The following is a 21,350-nucleotide window of genomic DNA, read 5'->3' as shown; positions in this document are numbered from 1 at the left end:
TGAGCGGGCCCTCAATACGATTCAGGTAAGTAGTCAGGACACGACTGCGCTGACGAAGTTTTATACGGCGTTCTATCACGCGCTGTGGGCGCCGAGCGTATTCAGCGATTCCAACGGCCAATATATCGGCTTCGACCAGCAGGTCCATACGGTTAGCGCGGGCCACGCGGCGCAGTACACCAGCTTTTCGGGCTGGGACATCTATCGCTCGCTGATTGCGCTCAAAGCCACGCTGTTTCCTCAGGAAACCAGCGATATGGCGCAGTCGCTAGTCAACGATGCGGATCAGTGCGGCGCGATTCCGCATTGGGTCAACGACAACGTCGAGGATGGCGTGATGCCCGGCGACGCCGGCTCGCTGATCGTGGCGGGCGCCTATGCATTCGGCGCGCGAGCGTTCGATACCTCGGGCGCGCTGAAGCACATGATCAAGATGGCCAACGTTCCCGGAACGGCGTGCAATGGCGTGACCACGAACGGCGGCCGCGCCAGTTATCTGCAGTTCGGCTACATCACGAATGGCGAATGGGGGCAGGCATCGTCGACGCTCGAATACGCGAGCAGCGATTTCGCCATTTCGCAGTTTGCCGGCCAACTGGGCAATTCAACGATCCAGAAGATGCTGCTGAGCCGCTCGGCCTATTGGCAGAACCTGCTCAACACGTCGCTGCCGCCGCCTCTGATCGCCGCGCGCAACTCGGACGGAAGCTGGATTGCGCAGACGCAGAGCAGCACCGACAACTACGTCGAAGGCAATGCCGGGCAGTACACGTGGATGGTGCCGTTCAACCCGGTCGGACTGTTTGCGCAACTGGGCGGCAACGCGGCGGCGGTGTCGCGCCTGAACGCGTTCTTTACGGTGTTGAACGCGGGGATGAGCCTGCCCAATTTCTATATGGGCGACGAACCGACCTTCGAAGTGCCATGGCTATATAACTGGGCGAGCGATGGCGGTGGGGCAGACCATCGCGATGCCGCCGGGCAAGCTCGTGACGAGCGTCGCGCTGCCGAAACAGGTCAGCGCGGGCAAGTTGCACGTGTTCGGGATTTCGGCCGCGCGCTGAACACAATGGAGCGCCGCGCGCGCGGCGCTCGACAAAACAAGCGGTCCGCGCCTGAGGGTCAGGTTGGCGCGAACCGCGACATCGCAGTGTCACCACCCGCGCCGACGATGCAATCAATGCGTGGTCGGCGCGAACCGTTTCAATCGGCGTGCTTCAGCGCCGCGCCACGGGCTTCCGCAGATGCGGGCAGTGCGCCACGCGCCATCAGGCTCCGATCCACGGCAAGCCGCGAAAACACCATCCCGACACCGTCTTCCGATGCCCCTGGCCGTCCTTGTCGCCTTCGAAGCCTTCCAGCAGGTCATACGCCTTCGTGAAGCCGGCCTGGGTCGCGGCGATCGCGGCGAGCTTCGAGCGCGCGGCGCTGCGGCACAGGAACAGCACCGGCGTGTCGGGCGAGGCGACCTGCGCGAGTTGCTGCACGAACTCCTGATTGGGCACCGCGCCCGGATAGCGCGTCCATTCGACATGCGCGTATTGGCCATCACCGATTACTGGCCGGCCGACCCAGTCGAGCTCGGCGCGGGTACGCACGTCGACGAGACGCGTGCGCGGATCGAGTTCCAGCAGTTCGAACGCCTCGGCCGGCGATACCGCGCCCGCGTAGGGCAGTTGGTTCTCGGTGCGGCGGGCGTCCGCCTTCGCGTAAAGCTGTTCGAGCGTGCTCATGAGCGTCAATCTCCTTCGGACCAAATGATCATTCTAGCGCGCTGCAGGCAGCGCACAGACCTGTGTAGACTGGACGACGCCGGGCAGTCGCGGGCGCCGTCCCAACCTCGATGCGCAAATTTGGTGCATTTCCTGCTGAATGCACCACAATGGTATGGACCGTCGTTTCCAAAGCGGTGAATGCGCGAAATTGGTGCGTTGCAATGCCCGCACGTTTGTTTGCGAGTCTGCTCGCGCCTCGTGCGTGGCCGGCAAACGTAAGCGGCGTAATGGTGTGCGCCGGATTTGCCCATGCGAGGCCCAGAGGTGGCACACTATCTGCTTTATTGGTGCCGATCGATTTATCCCGGCAGAATTTTCCGCCCGCGACGCCATATAAGTGGACGTTCCGGGATGGGTCAGCTAGATTGGGCGGCGGCTGAATCCGCCGAAATTGTTAATCAGGAGATAGGTTATGAGTAAATCCGTGGCCGACGTCATTCAACTCGTCAAGGACGAAGACGTCAAGTTTGTCGACTTCCGTTTCACCGACACGCGCGGCAAGGAACAACACGTTTCGGTGCCGGTGTCGGCATTCGATGAAGACAAGTTCGAAAGCGGCCATGCGTTTGACGGATCGTCGATTGCCGGCTGGAAGGGCATCGAAGCATCGGACATGTTGCTGGTCCCGGACGCGAACACGGCCTTCATCGACCCGTTCTACGAAGAATCGACCCTCGTGCTGACCTGTGACGTCGTCGAACCGGCTGACGGCAAGGGCTACGAGCGCGACCCGCGCTCGCTCGCGAAGCGCGCCGAAGCGTACCTGAAGAGCTCGGGGCTCGGCGACACCGCGTACTTCGGTCCGGAACCGGAATTCTTCATTTTCGACTCGGTCCAGTGGAACACGGATCAGTCGGGCTGCTTCGTGAAGATTGGTTCGGAAGAAGCACCGTGGTCGTCGGCGAAGGAATTCGAAGGCGGCAACACCGGCCACCGTCCGGGCACCAAGGGCGGCTACTTCCCGGTCGCGCCGGTCGATTCGTTCCAGGACATCCGTTCGGAAATGTGTCTGCTGCTCGAACAGATCGGCATTCCGGTCGAAGTGCATCACCACGAAGTGGGGGGCATGGGCCAGAATGAAATCGGCACGAAGTTCTCGACGCTGGTGCAGCGCGCCGACTGGACGCAGCAACTGAAGTACATCATCCAAAACGTCGCGCACACGTACGGCAAGACGGCAACGTTCATGCCGAAGCCGGTCGTCGGCGATAACGGTTCGGGCATGCACGTTCACCAGTCGATCTGGAAGGACGGCACGAACCTGTTCGCAGGCAACGGCTACGCAGGTCTGTCGGAATTCGCGCTCTTCTACATCGGCGGCATCATCAAGCACGCTCGCGCGCTGAACGCGATCACGAACCCGGGTACGAACTCGTACAAGCGTCTCGTGCCGCACTTCGAAGCGCCGGTCAAGCTCGCTTACTCGGCTCGCAACCGTTCGGCATCGATCCGAATTCCGCACGTGTCGAACCCGAAGGGCCGCCGTATCGAAACGCGCTTCCCGGATCCGCTGGCGAATCCGTACCTGTGCTTCTCCGCGCTGATGATGGCGGGTCTGGACGGCGTGCAGAACAAGATTCACCCGGGCGAAGCCGCCGACAAGAACCTGTACGACCTGCCGCCGGAAGAGGATGCAAAGATCCCGACCGTGTGCGCGGGCCTCGACCAGGCTCTCGACTCGCTCGACGCGGACCGCGAGTTCCTGACGCGCGGCGGCGTGTTCACGGATGCGATGCTCGACGCGTACATCGAACTGAAGACGACGGAACTGCAGCGTTATCGTCAGGCGGTGCACCCGATCGAATTCGAAATGTATTACTCGCTGTAAGCGGCCATGGCGCTTCGCCCTTCACCCGGCGAAGCGCTTTGCCCGACGCTCGCGATCGGTCACAAAGGGACGGCGGCGCCGTCCCTTTTTCGTTAGGCCGTACGCACGGCCGGCCGCGCGGGGGCAACACGGCATTCGGTGAAGCACAATAAAGCAGCACTCCTGATTTATCACCATCTCCTACCGGCCAGACTGCAAGATGGTTCTCAAGAATCTGATCAAGGCAAGGAAAGGACACGAACAGACGCTGTCGGACGACATGCAGCTCGTGAGTTCCGGCTTGCTGCCAGGCTTCGAGGCGCTGCCGACCGTCTTGCTGGTGCTCGAGAAGCGCACGCTGCGCGTCGCGTTCGCGAATCCGTCGGCGGAGTCGATGCTGGAGATGTCTCGCAAGCAACTCACGCAGATGGCGTGGCCAGACATCTTCTCGAACGCGGACGAACTGGTCGCGACGATCACCGCGATCGCCGCGCACCGCTTTCACGCGACGCATCTGGACGCCGTGCTCGAGCGTCCCGGCCACGAGCCGCTGCACGTGCATGCGATCGTCGGTTTTCTGGAAAGCGCGCAGGACTACGTGTTGCTCGAACTGTTCGAGAACGAGCGGCATCTGCGCACCGACCGCGAAGAGCGCATCAACGACCTGACCGCCGTCAACAAGCATCTGATCCGCAATCTCGCGCACGAAATCAAGAATCCGCTGGGCGGCATTCGCGGCGCCGCGCAACTGCTCGAGTTCGAACTCGGCGAACGTGAGCGCGACGAGTTGCGCGAGTACACCCAGGTCATCATCAAGGAGTCGGACCGTCTGCAGACGCTGGTCGACCGCTTGCTCGAACCGCACCGGCATCCGCATATCGTCGGCGACGTGAATGTTCACGAGGTGTGCGAGCGCGTGCGTCAGGTGATTCTCGCGGAGTTTCCGCGCGGCCTGACGATCGAGCGCGACTACGACGTCAGCGTGCCGGATCTGCGCGGCGACAAGGAGCAACTGATCCAGGCGCTGCTGAACATCGTGCGCAATGCGGCCGAGGCGTTGCGCGAGCGGATCTCGCAGGGCGATGCGCGCATCGAATTGCGCACGCGCATCGCGCGCAAGGTCACGATTTCAAAACGCCTGTGCAAGCTGGCATTGGACTTGCATATCATCGACAACGGCCCAGGCATTCCCGAAGAGATTCGCGACCGCATTTTCTATCCGCTCGTGTCGGGGCGCGAGGACGGCAGCGGTCTCGGTCTCACGCTAGCGCAGACCTTCGTGCAGCAGCACGAAGGTCTGATCGAGGTGGACAGCCGGCCGGGCCATACCGAGTTTCAGATTCTGCTGCCGCTCGACCTCTAGATAACACAAGCACCTCAAGACTTCTGACCGACCTATATGAAGCCGATCTGGATAGTAGACGACGATCAATCAATTCGCTGGGTGCTCGAGAAAGCGCTGGCGCGCGAGAACTTCGCGACGCGCAGCTTCGCGAACGTGCGCGAAGCGTCGGCCGCGCTCGATCACGACAGCCCGCAGGTGCTGGTCTCCGATATCCGCATGCCTGGCGGCTCCGGGCTGGAGCTGCTGCAAACCGTACGCGACAAGGTGCCGGGCTTGCCGGTCATCATCATGACTGCGTTCTCGGATCTCGATAGCGCGGTCGCCGCATTCCAGGGCGGCGCGTTCGAGTATCTGGCGAAGCCGTTCGACGTCGACAAGGCCGTCGAGCTGATTCGCCGCGCGGTCGACGAAAGCATGCGCGGCGAGCAGACGTGGGACGACCGCGTCGCCGATGCGCCCGAGATGCTCGGCCAGGCGCCCGCGATGCAGGACATGTTTCGCGCGATCGGCCGCCTGTCGCATTCGGCGGCCACCGTGCTCATTACCGGCGAATCAGGCACCGGGAAGGAACTGGTCGCGCGTGCGCTGCACCGACATAGCCCACGCGCGAACGGCCCCTTCATCGCGTTGAACACGGCCGCGATTCCGAAGGATTTGCTGGAGTCCGAACTGTTCGGTCATGAGCGCGGGGCGTTCACCGGCGCGCAGGCGATGCGCCAGGGACGCTTCGAGCAGGCCGAGAACGGCACGCTGTTTCTCGACGAAATCGGCGACATGCCGTTCGATCTGCAGACGCGTCTGTTGCGCGTGCTGTCGGACGGGCAGTTCTATCGCGTGGGCGGCCACAATCCGTTGCGCGCGAATGTGCGGGTGATCGCGGCGACGCACCAGAATCTCGAATCGCGCGTGCGGCAGGGACTGTTTCGCGAGGACCTGTATCACCGTCTGAACGTGATCCGTCTGCGCTTGCCCGCGTTGCGCGAGCGCAACGAGGATATCCCGCTGCTGACGCGGCATTTCCTGCAAAAGAGTGCGCGCGATCTCGGCGTCGAACCGAAGCGCGTGTCCGAGGAGGCGCTCGCGTATCTCGCGTCGCTGCCGTTTCCGGGCAACGTGCGGCAACTCGAGAACCTCGCGAACTGGCTCACGGTGATGGCGCCCGCGCAGACGATCGAAACCAAGGATCTGCCGCCCGATCTCGGTCCCGCGCACGGCGCCGGGAGCGAGCTTGGTGCGGGCGCCGCTGCCGGCGCGACGACGGATGGCACCGTGGCGACCAATGCGGGAATCGCGGGCGGCGTGCCGCTCGCTGGCACGAACGGCGGCGCGCTCGTGCATCCGGGTGGGGCGGCCGGTGCGTCGGTCGCCACCGCGCTGAGCGCATGGGAAGGCGGCTTGCGCACCGAAGTCGCGCGCATGCTGCGCGAAAACGCGGCCGACGTGATGGACGAACTCGCGCGCCGCTTCGAAGCGGCCGTGATCCGCGAAGCGCTCGACTTCACGCGCGGCCGCAAGGTCGAGGCGGCCGAGCGGCTCGGCATCGGGCGCAATACGATTACGCGCAAGATTCAGGAGCTCAATCTGGAGCCTTGACTGGAGCCTTGACACGCTCGTTCTGAGCGATGCTGCATGGCAGGCGGGGGCGGCTCAGGCCGCCTTCGTCGTTGTTGCATCGCGCCCCCGCGGCAAACCGTCAACCACCGCGCACGAGGCATAATCAACGCTGTTCCGATCCAACAGCCGACGATGCCAGCTTCTTCAGCTTCTCCCGCCCCGTTCGAGTGGCCGCTTTCCCCCGATCCTTTCCTGTCGCTCGAAGAGCTGTACGACGCTGACGCACTCGCATGGGTCGACGCGCAGAATGCGCGCACCCGCGTGGCGTGGTGCAGCGGCGAGTCGTTCGACACGCTCAGACGGCGGCTCGCCGATGCCTATCTGCCGCGCGAGCGTCCGGTGATTCCGGATCGCTGGAAGGACTGGGCCTACGATTTGTGGCAGGACGAGCGCAATCCGCGCGGTATCTGGCGACGCACTTCGTGGGCCGCATGGCGCAACGGCGCGCCGGTGTGGCAGAACCTGCTCGACTTCGACGCGCTCGGCGCGGCCGACGGCACGCCGTGGGTCTGCGTCGATCTCGACATCCTTTATCCGGACGGCGACCGCGCGCTGATCACGATGTCGCCGGGCGGTTCGGATGCGCTCGTCGTGCGCGAGTTCGATCTCGACGCGCGGCGTTTCGTCGACGATGGCTTCGCGATTGCGAAGGCGGGCAAGCACACGGTGTCGTGGATCGATCGCGATACGCTGTACGTCGGCTGGGACAATGGGCGCAAGACGCTGACGCGCTCCGGTTATCCGCGCGACGTGCGGCGCTGGACCCGCGGTACCGCGCTCGCCGATGCGCCCGTCGTGTTTCGCGGCGAGTTTGGCGACATCGGCGTGGAGGCGCATTACGATCCGGTCGATCGCCGGCATACGGTGACGAGCAGCGTCGACTTTTTCGATTCACACACGTATTACCTCGACGACGCTAGCGACGCCTGGCATCGTTACGAAGTGCCGTCGCACGTCGCGGTGGGGGCGTGGCAGGGCTGGCTGTTGCTCGAGCCGCGGCTCGATTGGGAGTGCGAGTGGGACGGCAATCTCGCGCGCTATCCGGGCGGCGCGCTGCTCGCGATTCGCGAGGACGCGTTTTTGCGCGGCGAGCGCGACGTGACGCCGCTCTTCACGCCGACGCCGCTGACCTCGGCCTGCGAGTGGTCGCATACGCGCCATCATCTGATCGTGTCGTATCTCGACGACGTGCGCGGCAAGACGCTGATCTGGACGCCGTCGCAGCGCGAGGACGGCACCTGGCAGTGGCGTGAGCGCGTGTTCGCGTCGCGCGGCGATGCGCAGGTCGACGTGTCGCCGGTCGAGTCGACATTGAACGACGAAGTGTTCGTCGACACCGACGATTATCTGCAACCGCCCGCCTACTGGCTCTCCGATCTCGCGCTCGAGGAGCCCGGCGAATGGGAGTTGCTCGACCGTTGGCCGACGCAGTTCGACGCGACGCGCGTTGCGGTGACGCGCGGACATGCGGTATCGGCCGATGGCACGCGCGTACCCTACACGGTGATTGGGCCGAAGGAAGCGCAATCATCGCCGGGCGATGAAAGCCCAACGGGCCCCTGTCTGCTGAGCGGCTACGGCGGCTTCGCGATTCCGCTGCTGCCGAGCTATCTGACGGGGCAGGGCATCGGCTGGCTCGAACGCGGCGGCGTGTACGTGGTCGCGCATATTCGCGGCGGCGGCGAGTTCGGCACGCGCTGGCACACGGCGGCGCAAGGCGAGTATCGCCAGCGCGCGTTCGATGATTTCATCGCGGTCGCCGAGGCGCTGATCGCGACCGGCGTGACGAGCGCCGCACAGCTCGGCATTCAGGGCGGCAGCAACGGCGGTTTGCTCGTGGCCGCCTGCATGGTGCAGTGGCCGCAGCTATTCGGCGCGGTCGTCTGCGAGGTGCCGTTGCTCGATATGAGCCGCTATCACTTGCTGCATGCGGGCGCCTCGTGGATCGACGAGTACGGCGACCCCGACGAACCCGATGAAGCGCGTGCGCTCGCCGCGTATTCGCCGTATCACAACCTCGCGGCGGGTGTCGCGTATCCGCCGGTGCTATTCACGACGTCGACCGCCGACGATCGCGTGCATCCCGGCCACGCGCGCAAAATGGCCGCGCGCATGCAGGCGCTGGGCGCGCAGCACGTGTGGTATCGGGAGAATACGGAAGGCGGCCACGGCGGCTCCGATGAGCTGGAGCAGGCCGAGCATGATGCGATGGTGTTCGGGTTCCTGTGGGGTGTGCTGGGCGGCGCTTGAAGCAATAGGGACGCGAGGCAGCGCTGCCTCGTTTCGTCGCTGTATTCCGGATCAGCCCAGCTGCGCGAACACTGGCGCGTGATCCGACGGCTGCTCCCACTTGCGCGGCACCTTGTCGATGTCGCACGCCGAGCAGATGTCGGCCAATGCCTTCGACAGCAGGATGTGATCGATGCGCAGTCCCGCGTTGCGACGGAACGCCATCATCCGGTAGTCCCACCACGAATAGATTTTTTCCTGCTGCTCGAACTGGCGGAACGCGTCGAGCAGGCCGAGGCCGATCAGTCGCACGAACGCCGCGCGTTCCTCGGGCGACACCAGATTCTGACCTTCCCATGCCTTCGGATCGTGCACGTCGCGATCGTCGGGCGCGATGTTGTAGTCGCCGAGCAAGGCGAGCTTCGGATGCAGCGTCATCTCGGTTGCGAGCCAGTCGTGCAGCGCGTCGAGCCAGCGCAGCTTGTACGCGAACTTGTCGGTGCCGGGCGCCTGGCCGTTGGGGAAATACGCGGAGATGATGCGCACGCCATCGATGGTCGCCGCGATCACGCGCTGCTGCGGGTCCTCGAAACCGGGGATGTTGCGCACGATGCTGCTTTCGTCGACGTTCAAACCTTCGCGCACCAGAATGCCGACACCGTTATAGGTTTTCTGACCCGCGTACCAGCTTCGATAGCCGACCGCCTCGAGTTCGGCGCGCGGAAATTTTTCGTCGGGAAGCTTCAGTTCCTGCAGGCACAGCACGTCGGTGCCGCTGCTCGCGAGCCAGTCGATGACGTGTTGCTGGCGGACTTTGAGGGAGTTGACGTTCCAGGTGGCGATTTTCATCAGTTGCACAAATTGTTGATTTTCAATAAATATTTGACTTGATGTGGTCGTGATATACGTATCGATATACCATTTCGCGAGTGGTGTTCCGCGAGTGGTGTTCCGTTACTCAGGAGTCACACGCCATGCCAGTCCGGCGTCGCAGCCTATATGATACGGCCTGTCACGCCGGGGGGCGCGGGTTCGTGTCCCGTCCACTCCGCCAGACAAAGCCCGTTCATGGGAACTTGAACGGGTTTTTTGCTTTTGGACCATCACCAGACCATCATCTCGGGCCGGTCGAGCGTGGGCTTTCGCCGCTGTCCCGGTTGTTGAACTCCCGCCCATGAAACAGGCGCTATTCGGTAGGAACGGGAACCCGGATGCACGCAACCCGCCGTGCATCACCTTGCTGGGAAACCGCTTGCGGTTGCGCATCGCCGCATGCGTCGATCGCGGCGGGGCAGCGCGTGCGGAACGCGCATCCCGACGGCGGTTGCAAGGGCGACGGAATCTCGCCTTGAAGCAGCAGATGCCGTCGCGCGCGCTCGACGGTCGGGTCGGGAACCGGTACGGCCGACAGCAATGCACGGGTATAGGGATGCGCAGGTGCCGCGTACAGCGCGCGTTTTTCGCCGAACTCTATCACGCGCCCCATATACATCACCATCACGCGATGGCTGATTGCTTTCACCACGGCCAGATCGTGTGCGACGAACAGCAGCGACAACGCCAGTTCGCGTTGCAAGTCGCGCAATAGATTAACGATTTGCGCTTGAATCGACACGTCGAGCGCGGACACCGGTTCATCGCAGATCACGAGTTGCGGCTCGCTGATCAATGCCCGTGCAATTCCGACGCGCTGACATTGCCCGCCCGAAAACTCATGCGGATAGCGCCGCAGATGCTGCGCATTCAGGCCGACGCGTTCGAGGATGGCCAGCACGCGAGCGCGCACATCGGCGCGCGCGACATCGGGCCGATGCGTGATCAACGGCTCCGCGACGATCTGCTCGATCGTCATGCGCGGATCGAGCGACGCCAGCGGGTCCTGAAAGATCATCTGCACGTCGCGCCGCAAGATGCCGAGATCGCGCTTCGCGCCTTGCACGGTTTCGACGCCATGAAGCTTGACGCTGCCGCCCGACGCAGGCGCAAGACCGACGATCGCGCGCGCGAGCGTGGACTTGCCGCAACCGGATTCACCCACCAGCCCGACGGTTTCGCCGCGCCGTACATCGAACGACACGCCGTCGACAGCGCGCAGCGTGGCCTTGCCGGACCACGGTAATTTGCCGCGCGGCACGCTGAAATGCACCTTCAGTTCGTTCACCGACAGCAGCGGTTCGGTACTGTTGCAAGCGGAATGCTGGTTCATCGAACGGCCTCCAGAATGGCTGAAACCGGACGGTGGCACGCGCGCAATGCACCCGCCAGATCGCTACGCGCATCGAGCGACGGCACTATGGTGCGGCAAGTATCGTCTGCAATCGAACAACGCGGTGCGAACGCGCAACCCGCGCCGATTTGCCCCGGCAAAGGCGGATTGCCCGGAATGGTTTGCAACGGGCGGTCGTCGTCGTCGGTGATGCGCGGCAGCGCGTTCAGCAGGCCGATCGTGTACGGATGGGTCGGCGCGGCGAACAGCGCACGCGCGTCTGCCTGCTCGACCGTGCGCCCTGCATACATCACCATCACGGTGTCGCACAATCCGGCGACCACGCCCATGTGGTGCGTGATGAGGACGATTGCCGTGCCGCGCTCGCGATTCAGTTCGCGCAGCAATTCGATGATTTGCGCCTGAACGGTGACGTCGAGCGCGGTAGTCGGTTCGTCGGCAATCAAAATTTCCGGTTCGGACAGCAACGCCATCGCAATCATCACGCGCTGCCGCATACCACCGGAAAACTCATGCGGATACATGCCGATGCGGCGTGCGGCATCGGGAATCCGCACCGTGTCGAGCAGCTCGACGGCACGCCGACGCGCTTCGCGACGCGACAGCTTCTTGTGCAATTGCAGCGATTCCGTCATCTGCCGTTCAATGGTCAAAAACGGATTGAGCGCCGTCATCGGGTCCTGAAACACCATGCCGATCCGGTTGCCGCGAATCCTGTTCAGCGCTGCGTTGTTCATCGTCAGCAGATCGCCGCCGTCTTTGCCACGATACAGTGCGGTGCCCGACACGCTGCCGTTCGACGACAGCAAACCGAGCAGCGCCATCACGGTCTGACTCTTGCCCGACCCCGATTCGCCGACGATGCCCAGCGTGCTGCCCGCGTCGAGCGAAAACGACACGCGTTGGACCGCATCGACCGGCGGTCCTTCGCGGCGCGTGAAGCGCACACTCAGGTCCTTCACTTCGAGTAGCGCCATGTCAATGATCCTTGGGGTCGAGAGCGTCGCGCAAACCGTCGCCGACGAAGTTCACGCAATACAGCGTCACGCACAGCATGACGGCAGGGCAGAGCAGCAGCCACGGCATCGATTCGAGTTTTTGGGCACCGTCTTCGATCAGCACGCCCCAACTCGTCATCGGCTCCTGGACGCCGAGTCCGAGAAACGACAGCACCGATTCCGTCAGCACGATCGTCGGCACTGTGACCGTGGCATACACGACCACCACGCCGATCAGGTTCGGCACGATATGCCGCGCGATGATGGCGCGGGTGCTGACGCCAGTCGCACGCGCCGCGTCGACGAATTCGCGCGAACGCAGCGACAGCGTCTGACCGCGCACCACGCGCGCCATATCGAGCCACGAAAACGCGCTGATGGTCAGCACGACCAGATAGAATGCGCGGCCGAACAGCGTCATCATCATGATCGCGATCAGCATGTACGGAATCGCGTACATCACGTCGACGACGCGCATCATAACGGCGTCGACGCGTCCGCCCATGAAGCCGGCTGTCGCGCCCCACGCGACGCCGATCAGTCCGGACACCAGCGTGCCGAGCAACCCGACTTCGAGCGATACGCGCCCGCCCACCAGCGTGCGCGCGAGCAGGTCGCGACCGAGTTCGTCGGTACCGAACAGATGCATGCCGAGCCACGACGGCGGCAGACTGATCGATCCCCAGTCGCTGTCGACCGGATTGTTGGGCAGAAACAGCGGCCCCGCAAAGCATGCGACGACGATCAGCAGCAGGATCACGAGACTTGCAAATGCCGCGCGATTACGCAAAAAGCGCATGCCGGCAATCGCGAACGGTCCGCGCGAAGCCTTCGTGACGATGCCGCCGGACAGACAGCCGCCTGCGGCCGCCGCATCGGCCGGCGGCGCGACGAACGCACGCGCGGCCAGGTTGAATCGACGAATCTTCATGTCAGTACCGGATGCGCGGATCGAGCCATGCGTAAGCAAGATCGACCAGCAGATTGAACAGGACCGCGAATGCCGTAATCAATGCGACCAGACCGAGCACCAGAGTGTAGTCGCGATTGATCGCGCCGTTCACGACCAGTTGCCCGAGACCGGGCAGCGCGAATACGGATTCGGTGACGACCGCAGCGGTGATCGACGAAATGCACAGCGAGCCGAGTAGCGATACGACCGGCATCAGCGCCGGTTTCAGCGCATGACGCAAGACGATGGTGTGGCCGGCCAGACCTTTCGCGCGCGCGGTCCGGATGAAATTGCCGGACAGCACTTCGATCATGCTGCCGCGCATCACGCGCGCAATCGTCGATACGTTGATGATCACGAGCAGTACGATCGGCAATACGCGGTAGTGCCAGTCGCCATCACCCCAACCGCCAGCGGGCAGCAGACCATGCTCGCCGCGTTTGATCAGGATCGCGAAGACCCACACCAGCACGGGGCCGAGGATGAATGGCGGCACCACACTGCCGAGATTGCCGAGCAACATCACGCCGTGGTCGATCACGCCATTGCGGCGCACCGCCGCAACCGTGCCGAGCGCCACACCGATCACCAGCGCGATCGGCACCGAAATGCCGCCGACGCCGAGGCTGACCGGTAGGGCTTTCCACACCAGTTCGCTGACCGACCAGTCCGTGTAACGGAACGACGCGCCGAGATCGCCGTGCAGCAGCGAGTCGATGTACAGCAAATACTGCTTCCACAGCGGCTGATCGATGTGGTATTTCGCGTCGAGATTGGCAAGCACGGCCGCCGACAGATGCTTCTCCGAATCGAACGGGCCGCCGGGCGTCAGGTGCAGCAGCAGGTAGCACGCGGTGATCACGGCGAGGATCGTCGGGATCGCCCATAACGCGCGGCGCAATGTATAAGCCAGCATGGCAAGGCTCCTTGCGCTCAGTGCTTGATGATGTACATGTCCTGCGACTGCCGCTGATCGACGTAGTTGGTCGGCGAATAGCCGCCCACATACGATTTCACGAGCCGCACCGCCGAGTACTGGAACATCGGAATCAGCGGATAGTCGTTCATCGCGATGTCGTGCGCCTGCGTTAGCATCGCGGTGCGCTTCGCTTCGTCCATCTGCTGGTTCGCCTGATCGATCAACGCATCGACCTTCGGATTGCAGTAGTGCTGGTCGTTCTGCACGCTGTTGCAGCGGATCAGGTCGAAGAACGACATCGCGTCGTTGTAGTCGACGAACCAGCCGTCGCGCGACGCCTGCACCTTGCCGTCGTGGCGCATTTTCAGCAGCACGCGGTTCTCGACGTTTTCGAGCTTCACGTTGACGCCGAGCTTGGTGCGCCATTCCGACGTCGTGAATAGCGCGACCTTCTTGTGCAGGTCGTTGGTGTTGTATGTCAGCGTGAACGTCAACGGCTTTGCAGCGGAATAGCCCGCCTGTTTCAGCAGGTCTCGCGCGGTTTCGATGCGTTTCGCCATCGGCCACGCGGCCCAGTCGGGCTGGAATTGCGCCGCGCCTTGCGTGCCTTTTGCAATCAGGCCGTACAGCGGCAACTCGCCGCTTGCGGTCAGTTTGGACGTCAGCAGGTTGCGGTCGATCACCATGGACAGCGCCTCGCGCACGCGCTTGTCCCTGAAGGCCGGGTCGGCGTTGTTCAGCGAGTAGTAGTAGGTGGCGATAAACATCCCGGTCTTCAGTTCGGAGCCGAACTGCTTGCTGACCTGGTTATAGATGCCGGACGGAATCGAATACGTGTAATCGAACTGGCCGGCCTGATACATCCGCATTGCCGTTTCGTCGCTTTCGATCGGCAGATAGGTGACTTTCGTGATCGCGACCTTGCTCGCATCCCAGTACCTGTCGTTCTTCACCATCACGAGACGGTTGCCCGGTTGCCAGTCGCTCAACGCATACGCACCGTCGCTGACCATGTGGCCGGGACGGGTCCATTCGTCGCCGTACTTCGCGACCGTCGCGCGGTTCACCGGCGCCATCGTCGACATTGCGGTCAGTTGCGGAAAGAACGCGGTCGGGTCTTCGGTCCTGACCTCTACCGTGTACGGATCGACCGCGCGCACGCCGAGACTGGAGAGCGGCGCCTTGCCCGCCAGAATCGCCTTCGCGTTCTTCACGAACTCGACCAGGATCGTGTATTTCGAGCCGGTCTTCGGATCGACCACGCGTTGCCATGAATAGACGAAATCGGCGGCCGTGACCGGCTCGCCGTTACTCCAGCGCGCGTTGTGGCGCAGCTTGAAGATCCATGTATCGGGCGCGCTGCGGCTCCACGATTGCGCGACGCCCGGCACGACCGCACCGTCGGCGGCGATTCGCGTCAAGCCTTCGAACAGGTCGAGGCCGATGGTATTAGCGGCCCAGGATTCGATATGCGCGGGGTCGATCGATTCTGCCTCGACGGGTGTTTGCCGCGTCAGTTCCTGGGTGGCTGCGAGCGTGACGCCGGGCGGGATCGTCACGGCGTGGGCGGGAGAGAGAAGGGCGAGTGCCAACGCGGCCAACGCCGCCCGAGTGGCGTGAATCGGTTTCATTGCGTATTTCAAGTGGCATCCGAATAGCAAAAAAGCTGGCGGTGCACGAGGCACCGCCGCCAATCCTCTTCAACAACGAAGAAGAGGCAAGAGGAGACCTACGGTCCTGCGATAAAGCCCGCTGCGACGATCAGAAGCGGTAGGTCGCACCGATCTGGAAGAAGCGGCCCAGATTCGTGTACAGCGACTGGTCGTAGCCGGTGATGTCCGGCGTTGATTGCCACTCCACGTCGAACGGCGGCTCCCTGTCGAAGATGTTCTGGATGCCGCCATAGATCGTCCAGTTCTTGAAGCCGCGATACGTCATCATCAGGTTGAACTGGCTATACGACGCCACCGAACCCGTGCCACCGTCGCCGAACTCGGCTGCCACTGCGTTGGTGTACGGACCCGTGTACTGCCAGCTCAGCGTCGTGGTCATCTTGCGGTAATCCCACGTCAGGCTCGTGTTGCCCTTCCAGCGGGGATTCGACGCACCGAACGGTTGCAGCAGCGCGAGGTTGTTACCCGCGAAGTCCTGCGTTGCAGCGCCCGGGCTGTTCAGCTTGAAGTGCCACACGTACGCCCAGTCGCCCGACAGCGTGAACGTGCCGTACTTCGTGCCGACCGACTTGCGGAAGTTCATGTCGAAGCCGTCGGTATCCAGCGAGCCGAGGTTGACGAACTGTTGCGCGATGTAGCGGATCGTGCCGTCAGGATTGCGCACGACCTTCGACGGGTCGTTGGCATCCAGCACGGCATTCGGATCGTCGGTACCGATCACGCCGTCGATATGAATCTTGTAGAACGCTGCACCGATATCGGTCGACGCATCCGGCGACAGTTCGAAGCCGATGTTGTAGTTCTTGGTGTGCTCCGGTTGGAGGTTCGGATTGCCGTTGATCTGTTCCGTCGTGAAGTGCTTGGTCGGCACGCCGCTCGGGTCGTTCGGATCGACGAGGTTCTGGTGAGCCAGGTAGGTTGCCTGCGAGTTTTCGACCAGCGTCGGCGCGCGGAAACCACGGCTGTACGACGCGTACGTCGTCAGCATCTGGACCGGTTGGAAGCGCAGTGCGAAGTTCGGCGAGAACGCGCCGCCGAAGTCGCTATAGTGGTCGTAGCGGCCCGCTTGCGTGAACGTCAGGTTGTGGATGATCGGAATATCGATCTGGTAATACACGGCCGCGATGTTGCGTTCGCCGTCGACGGACTGAACGTTCGCCGGCACGACGATCCCTTGCGACGAGTACGTGCGCGGGTTGATCAGCGAGCTTTCGTGACGGAATTCCGTACCGAAACCAATGCCGACCGGGCCAGCCGGAAGGTTGAACAGATTGCCGGTCGAGGTCTTCGCCGTCACGCTGTCGAGCTTCGAGATCGCCTGCTGGTTGTCGTCCTGGAACAGGCCGTTCAGACCGTTCGGTGTCGATGCCGGGTTCGCGAAGTTGTAGCCGCCGTTCGGGCCGAGGATGTTTTCAAGCGCGGCCGTGTTGATCATGTTCGAGTACGTCGTGTCGACCGTGCTCTGCGAATGACCATAGTCCACCGACCAGTCCCAGTCGCCGACCTTCGGCGTGGTGAACGAACCTTTCACGCCCGTCGAGGCCTTCCAGAACGTCGATACCGTGTCTGCGCGCTGCGCAACGCCCGGGAAGGTCAGGTTGATCGGCGTATCGACACCGTACGGGTTGTACGGATTCAGCGCCGACACCGTGCGGTCGAGTTGCGACACCGAGCCGGTCAGCGGATTGAACACGTTCGACGTGCTGCTGATGGCCGGGCTGCCGAAATACTGGACCGTCTCGTTGCGGCTCGCCCACAGGTCGGCGTAAGCCTGTATGTCGTCGTTGATCTTGAAGGTGCCGCGCACCTTCGCGTTCATACGCGTCGTCTGTGGAATCAGCGAGTACGTGTTCGCGTTCTTGTACACGCACGATGCGCCCGCCGCGTTAGTGCTGCCCGGAGGGCATGGGCTCAACGCGGCGGTCGAGCCGTCCGGCAGTTGCCAGAATGACTGCTGATTCGGACCCAGAGGACCAGCCGACCCACCTGGGAACTGGCTGAAGTCTTCGTTTTTGGTCATGTCGCGCTGGTCGAGCGTCGAACCGGAATCGCGATAGTAGCTGGCGGCTGCCGTCACGTTGAAACGATCCGAGTTCAGGTCGCCGAAGCCGCCGAGCACGCTGAAGTTGCCCTGACCGTCACCCGGATGCTGTGCCTTGCCGAGCTGCCCGTCGATCTGAAGACCCTGGAAGTTCTTCTTCGTGATGATGTTGACCACGCCGGCAATCGCGTCGGAACCGTATGCGGACACGGCGCCCGTCTTCACGATTTCGATGTGATCGACGATGTTCAGCGGGATCGTGTTGACGTCGAAGAACGTGTCGGTGAAGTTCACCGCCTGTGCGTAGTTCGCGACGCGTTGGCCGTCGACCAGCACCAGCGTGTACTTCTCGGACAGACCGCGCAATGCGATCCCCGAGCCGCCCGGCGCCGTGCCGTTCATCGTGGTGGAACCCCAACTGGACGCGGAGTTGGCAGACATGCCGCGCAGGAAGTCGGCCACGGTCGTGTAGCCGCTTTGCTGGATTTCCCTTGCCGTAACGGTCTGGACTTCGACGTTGCCGGTCTTGTCCGATGTGCGGATCAGCGAACCGGTGACTTCTACTTTTTCGAGCTTGCTGACGGCGGGGGGAGTCGCCGCTGGCGTGCTTGCGGCCGTCGGAACGGCCGCTGTATCAGGTTGGCTTTGTGCGTGTGCCAGCGGGACGAACGCCGCTGTCAACACCAGCTCGGCTCCGATGATTCTTTTGATGGCTGAGGCCAATCGCTTCTGTTTCACTTGCGCTCCTTCTTGTTGTTGAGGCCACTTCCGTTGAACGATCACGCAAACGCAGGCGCGAGTTGCGCATGCGCTGCAGTGCGTTGACGTCAGCGAGTTCTTCGCTGTCCGGCGCATCCCCGCGCCGTCCCGCACATCCCGTCCAGGGTGCGTCGCCGATCGTGTCGGACGCGCGCCTTGGTCTTGAAGCGAGCGCAGCAAGAGCATGAGATATGCCATGTGTGAGGTAGCGGACCGTCGGAAAGGCCTTGAGCGGCCTCCGCAAATGCATCGAAGCGATTGATTTGCTTAGGAATTAAGACTTACGAAAAATTTTGTTACGCGGGTAATGCATGGAAATAAATCTCTCCTCGTGCGTGTAACAGAACACAAGAAAATTTCAATTAAAAAAGAATACAGCCTGGTGGTTCGTTGTCGTTACGATTGGTGCGGAATTCGCACCGCGCGAATGCGTTAATTCCGAATTGGTGCATTAATAAAAGTGGATAAAACGCAATTAGATTCACTAATTCTGGGCAATTAATATGCCTTAAAAACGCTAAGTAATAAATGTAAGAAAATGATCGGTAAGATGGCTTCGCGTTGCGCGGAGCCTTTTTGGGTCGGGGATTGGTCTGCAATTGGTGTTCATGATGTAAGCAAACGAAAGGTGTAAAGAAAGCTATATGTAATAAAGTTGGCTATGTCGTATTGAGCATTGCACCAAAGCGTTTCAATTGCGATTTTTCGCACCATTTCGGCAATAGCGAATTAAAGACCTTTCCAGGATAAGTCTTCGAAAGCGGATTTACGCCATTACCGAAATCAATTTGTTTTGCTATACGCGTGCGCGAGCGCGACGCAAGCCTTCGGGATGCGAGTTTTTGTTACGCTACGTAAGGCTATGAAATAAAAGGCAAAGCGTTCCATGTAAGGGATTGGCGACGTCTTTACGGAGCAATCAGGCGCTCGATCTGGTACGGGCTTTGCATGGGTGACAGGCCTTTTTAGCTGGCGACCCATAAGGCAGCCGGCATCTCGATACCCACCGTTATTCAACGGCCGCTTGAGCCTGTACTAACCGGAGTCCGCAGTGCTGAATACCCTCATTAACTACTCGATCCAGTCGATGGGTCTGATCCCTCTCCTCGCGTTCATCTTCCTGCTCGGCATCGCGATCATCATCGAACGATTCATGTTCTTCTCGCGTGCCGTGCGTGCCGGCAAGACCCTCGAACATGACCTGAAACTCGTCGATGCAGCCAATCCCGACGATGCCGCCAAAGTGGCCGAGCACTACAAGCAGACCGTGCAAGGCGAACTCGTGAAGTCGGCGATGAAAGTGAAGGGCAAGAGCGAAGCCGTGGTCGAACGCGAGATCGAGGAAACGATCATGTTCCAGTTGCCGCGTCTCGACCGTAACCTGTGGATTCTCGATACGGCCGTGACGCTCGGCCCGTTGCTGGGTCTGCTTGGCACGATCATCGGCATGGTCGAATCGTTCAACGTGCTCGGCACCAGCGGCACCGCGAACCCGAACGGTGTGACGGGCGGCATCGGTCACGCGCTGACGGCCACCGCGTGCGGGCTGACCATCGCGATCATCTGCGTGATCTTCCTGAACTACTTCAACAAGCGTATCCGGATGACGGTCAACCAGTTCGACCTCATCAAGTCGCTGCTCGTATCGCGCTTCGCAGTCTGACGCCCGCACTCAAGGAGACGGACCATGCGAAACCATCGCAGCCATTACCTCGGCGGTGAAGAGAAAGCGCGCATCGAGATCATCCCCATGATCGACATCATGATGTTCCTGCTGGTGTTCTTCATGCTCGCGACGCTGAAGATGATCCAGGGCACAGGCATCAAGCTCGACCTGCCGCAATCGAGCACCGCCGAGCAGTTGCAGCAGACCGTCAAGCTATCGATCGGCGTGACGAAGACGGATGAAATCTATCTGGATTCGAAGCCCGTGACGCCCGACGAACTGACCGCGCGTCTGCAAGGTCTGGTTCACGACTCGAAGAAAGTAGATGTCGCGATTGCCGGCGACGAAGGCACGAGCTACAAGAATATCGTCAAGGTAATGGACCTGGTGCGCGCGGCGGGCATCAGTTCGGTTGCATTGGCCACGAACCCGACGACATGAGTTCACCGGCCATCGACATGAAAGATCCGCAAAACCGCCTGCACGGTGCACTCTGGGCATCGACGACGCCGGCGCATCACGGTCGCATGCCCATGAAGCTGGCGATCGGCGTTGCGGTGCTGGTCGAGGCGCTGGTGATTCTGGGCGTGTCGCACATGAAGTTCCAGCCGCCGCCGCCTCCGCCGCCGAAGGAGATGCGCGTGCAGATTGCGCCGCCGCCTCCGCCACCGCCGCCGCCCGAGGTGAAGAAGCTGGAGCCGCCGCCGGCGCCGCCCAAAGCGCAGCCGAAGCACGAAATACCGAAGCCGACCCCGACGCCGCCGCCGCCGCGACCGACGCCGCAGCCGGTGATCCAGCCCACGGCGAATCCGGCTCCGAACGCTCCGGCGATCGCCTCGCCGACGCCTGCTCCGGCACCCGCTCCGGCACCGGCCGCACCGCCGGCGCCGCCCGCGCTGCATGGCGTGGTGGACGGCCGCGGTCATTGTCAGTCGGTGCAGCCGGTGATTCCGCGCAAGGCATTGACGGACGGTATTTCGGCGGACGTGATCGCGCATCTGACGATCGGTACGGACGGCAAGGTCAGCGACGTGAAGATCATGCGCGTCACGCCGCCGACGTCGGTGTTCAACGAAGCCGTGATTGCCGCAGGCAAGGCGTACAAGTGCGAGAAGAATGCCGAGCCGTATGTCGGCGAGGTTCAGTTCTCGTTCAAGACCACACCGTCCGACGACGAGTAACCACGACGAGTAACGACGACGAATAAGCTCAGCTTCGACGCGAACTTCCGGCCTTCGCAATTTACCCATCCGGCCTTCAACCCGGAACCGCGCGAGCGGTGGCTACCCGCCGCCGCCCGCGCGGTTTCGAAGCATCGCGCATCGGCTACGAGCCGATTGCGTCC

Annotated in this window: 15 protein-coding genes and 1 pseudogene; 8 read left to right on the top strand and 8 right to left on the bottom strand. The window is 62.3% G+C overall.

Features of this window, described 5'->3' with window-relative positions:
* Positions 1-10 precede the first annotated feature (10 nt).
* A pseudogene (locus OKW37_RS16885) lies at positions 11-958 on the top strand (glycoside hydrolase domain-containing protein); the annotation flags it as partial.
* A gap of 310 nt (positions 959-1,268) precedes the next feature.
* Here OKW37_RS16885 and OKW37_RS16880 read toward each other — a convergent pair.
* Positions 1,269-1,733: a rhodanese-like domain-containing protein gene (locus tag OKW37_RS16880; RefSeq protein ID WP_184022229.1), complete on the bottom strand. Its 465-nt coding sequence runs from the start codon at positions 1,731-1,733 to the stop codon at positions 1,269-1,271.
* 454 nt (positions 1,734-2,187) lie between these two features.
* On the opposite strand from OKW37_RS16880, the gene glnA reads away from it, so the two are divergent.
* The 4 genes from glnA to OKW37_RS16860 all read left to right on the top strand — a co-directional run bounded on the left by glnA (position 2,188) and on the right by OKW37_RS16860 (position 8,791).
* Complete coding sequence (gene glnA, locus OKW37_RS16875) at positions 2,188-3,603, top strand: type I glutamate--ammonia ligase (RefSeq protein WP_184063875.1); 1,416 nt, start codon at positions 2,188-2,190, stop codon at positions 3,601-3,603.
* A gap of 199 nt (positions 3,604-3,802) precedes the next feature.
* Entirely contained in the window at positions 3,803-4,945 is a 1,143-nt protein-coding gene (gene glnL, locus OKW37_RS16870; RefSeq protein WP_184048104.1) for a nitrogen regulation protein NR(II), read from the top strand.
* Positions 4,946-4,981: 36 nt separating this feature from the next.
* On the top strand, positions 4,982-6,520 hold the full coding sequence (ntrC, locus tag OKW37_RS16865) for a nitrogen regulation protein NR(I) (protein ID WP_429405159.1): 1,539 nt from the start codon (positions 4,982-4,984) through the stop codon (positions 6,518-6,520).
* Between the two features lie 153 nt (positions 6,521-6,673).
* On the top strand, positions 6,674-8,791 hold the full coding sequence (locus OKW37_RS16860) for a prolyl oligopeptidase family serine peptidase (protein ID WP_429405161.1): 2,118 nt from the start codon (positions 6,674-6,676) through the stop codon (positions 8,789-8,791).
* Between the two features lie 51 nt (positions 8,792-8,842).
* On the opposite strand, the gene xth is transcribed toward OKW37_RS16860, so the two are convergent.
* From xth to OKW37_RS16825, 7 genes are all read right to left on the bottom strand, one after another.
* Entirely contained in the window at positions 8,843-9,619 is a 777-nt protein-coding gene (gene xth, locus OKW37_RS16855) for an exodeoxyribonuclease III (protein ID WP_090800854.1), read from the bottom strand.
* 337 nt (positions 9,620-9,956) lie between these two features.
* Entirely contained in the window at positions 9,957-10,976 is a 1,020-nt protein-coding gene (locus OKW37_RS16850) for an ABC transporter ATP-binding protein (RefSeq protein WP_184063896.1), read from the bottom strand.
* A complete protein-coding gene (locus OKW37_RS16845) occupies positions 10,973-11,974 on the bottom strand; it encodes an ABC transporter ATP-binding protein (RefSeq protein ID WP_429405163.1) in 1,002 nt (333 codons plus the stop codon). The genes OKW37_RS16850 and OKW37_RS16845 overlap by 4 nt, the downstream gene beginning before the upstream one ends.
* A gap of 1 nt (position 11,975) precedes the next feature.
* Complete coding sequence (locus tag OKW37_RS16840) at positions 11,976-12,926, bottom strand: ABC transporter permease (RefSeq protein ID WP_429405165.1); 951 nt, start codon at positions 12,924-12,926, stop codon at positions 11,976-11,978.
* 1 nt (position 12,927) lies between these two features.
* A complete protein-coding gene (locus tag OKW37_RS16835; protein ID WP_429405167.1) occupies positions 12,928-13,863 on the bottom strand; it encodes an ABC transporter permease subunit in 936 nt (311 codons plus the stop codon).
* Positions 13,864-13,880: 17 nt separating this feature from the next.
* Positions 13,881-15,497 carry a peptide ABC transporter substrate-binding protein gene (locus tag OKW37_RS16830; RefSeq protein WP_429405169.1) on the bottom strand — a complete coding sequence of 539 codons (1,617 nt, stop codon included), beginning with the start codon at positions 15,495-15,497 and terminating at the stop codon, positions 13,881-13,883.
* 130 nt (positions 15,498-15,627) lie between these two features.
* Positions 15,628-18,318, bottom strand: a complete 2,691-nt coding sequence (locus tag OKW37_RS16825; RefSeq protein WP_429405171.1) for a TonB-dependent receptor plug domain-containing protein — start codon at positions 18,316-18,318, stop codon at positions 15,628-15,630.
* Between the two features lie 1,072 nt (positions 18,319-19,390).
* On the opposite strand from OKW37_RS16825, the gene OKW37_RS16820 reads away from it, so the two are divergent.
* The 3 genes from OKW37_RS16820 to OKW37_RS16810 are packed head-to-tail and all read left to right on the top strand — an operon-like array spanning position 19,391 to position 21,186.
* On the top strand, positions 19,391-20,002 hold the full coding sequence (locus tag OKW37_RS16820; RefSeq protein WP_184063922.1) for a MotA/TolQ/ExbB proton channel family protein: 612 nt from the start codon (positions 19,391-19,393) through the stop codon (positions 20,000-20,002).
* A 24-nt stretch (positions 20,003-20,026) separates the two neighbouring features.
* The gene (locus OKW37_RS16815) at positions 20,027-20,446 is read left to right on the top strand and encodes an ExbD/TolR family protein (RefSeq protein WP_090800842.1); all 420 of its coding nucleotides are present in this window, start codon (positions 20,027-20,029) and stop codon (positions 20,444-20,446) included.
* The gene (locus tag OKW37_RS16810) at positions 20,443-21,186 is read left to right on the top strand and encodes an energy transducer TonB (RefSeq protein ID WP_429405173.1); all 744 of its coding nucleotides are present in this window, start codon (positions 20,443-20,445) and stop codon (positions 21,184-21,186) included. Before OKW37_RS16815 ends, OKW37_RS16810 begins: the two co-directional genes overlap by 4 nt.
* Positions 21,187-21,350 lie beyond the last annotated feature (164 nt).

Source organism: Paraburkholderia sp. MM5482-R2 (genome assembly GCF_050436125.1).
Taxonomy (GTDB): domain Bacteria; phylum Pseudomonadota; class Gammaproteobacteria; order Burkholderiales; family Burkholderiaceae; genus Paraburkholderia; species Paraburkholderia tuberum.
Note: the sequence above shows the minus strand (reverse complement) of the source record. Positions and strands in the feature narration are given on the sequence as shown.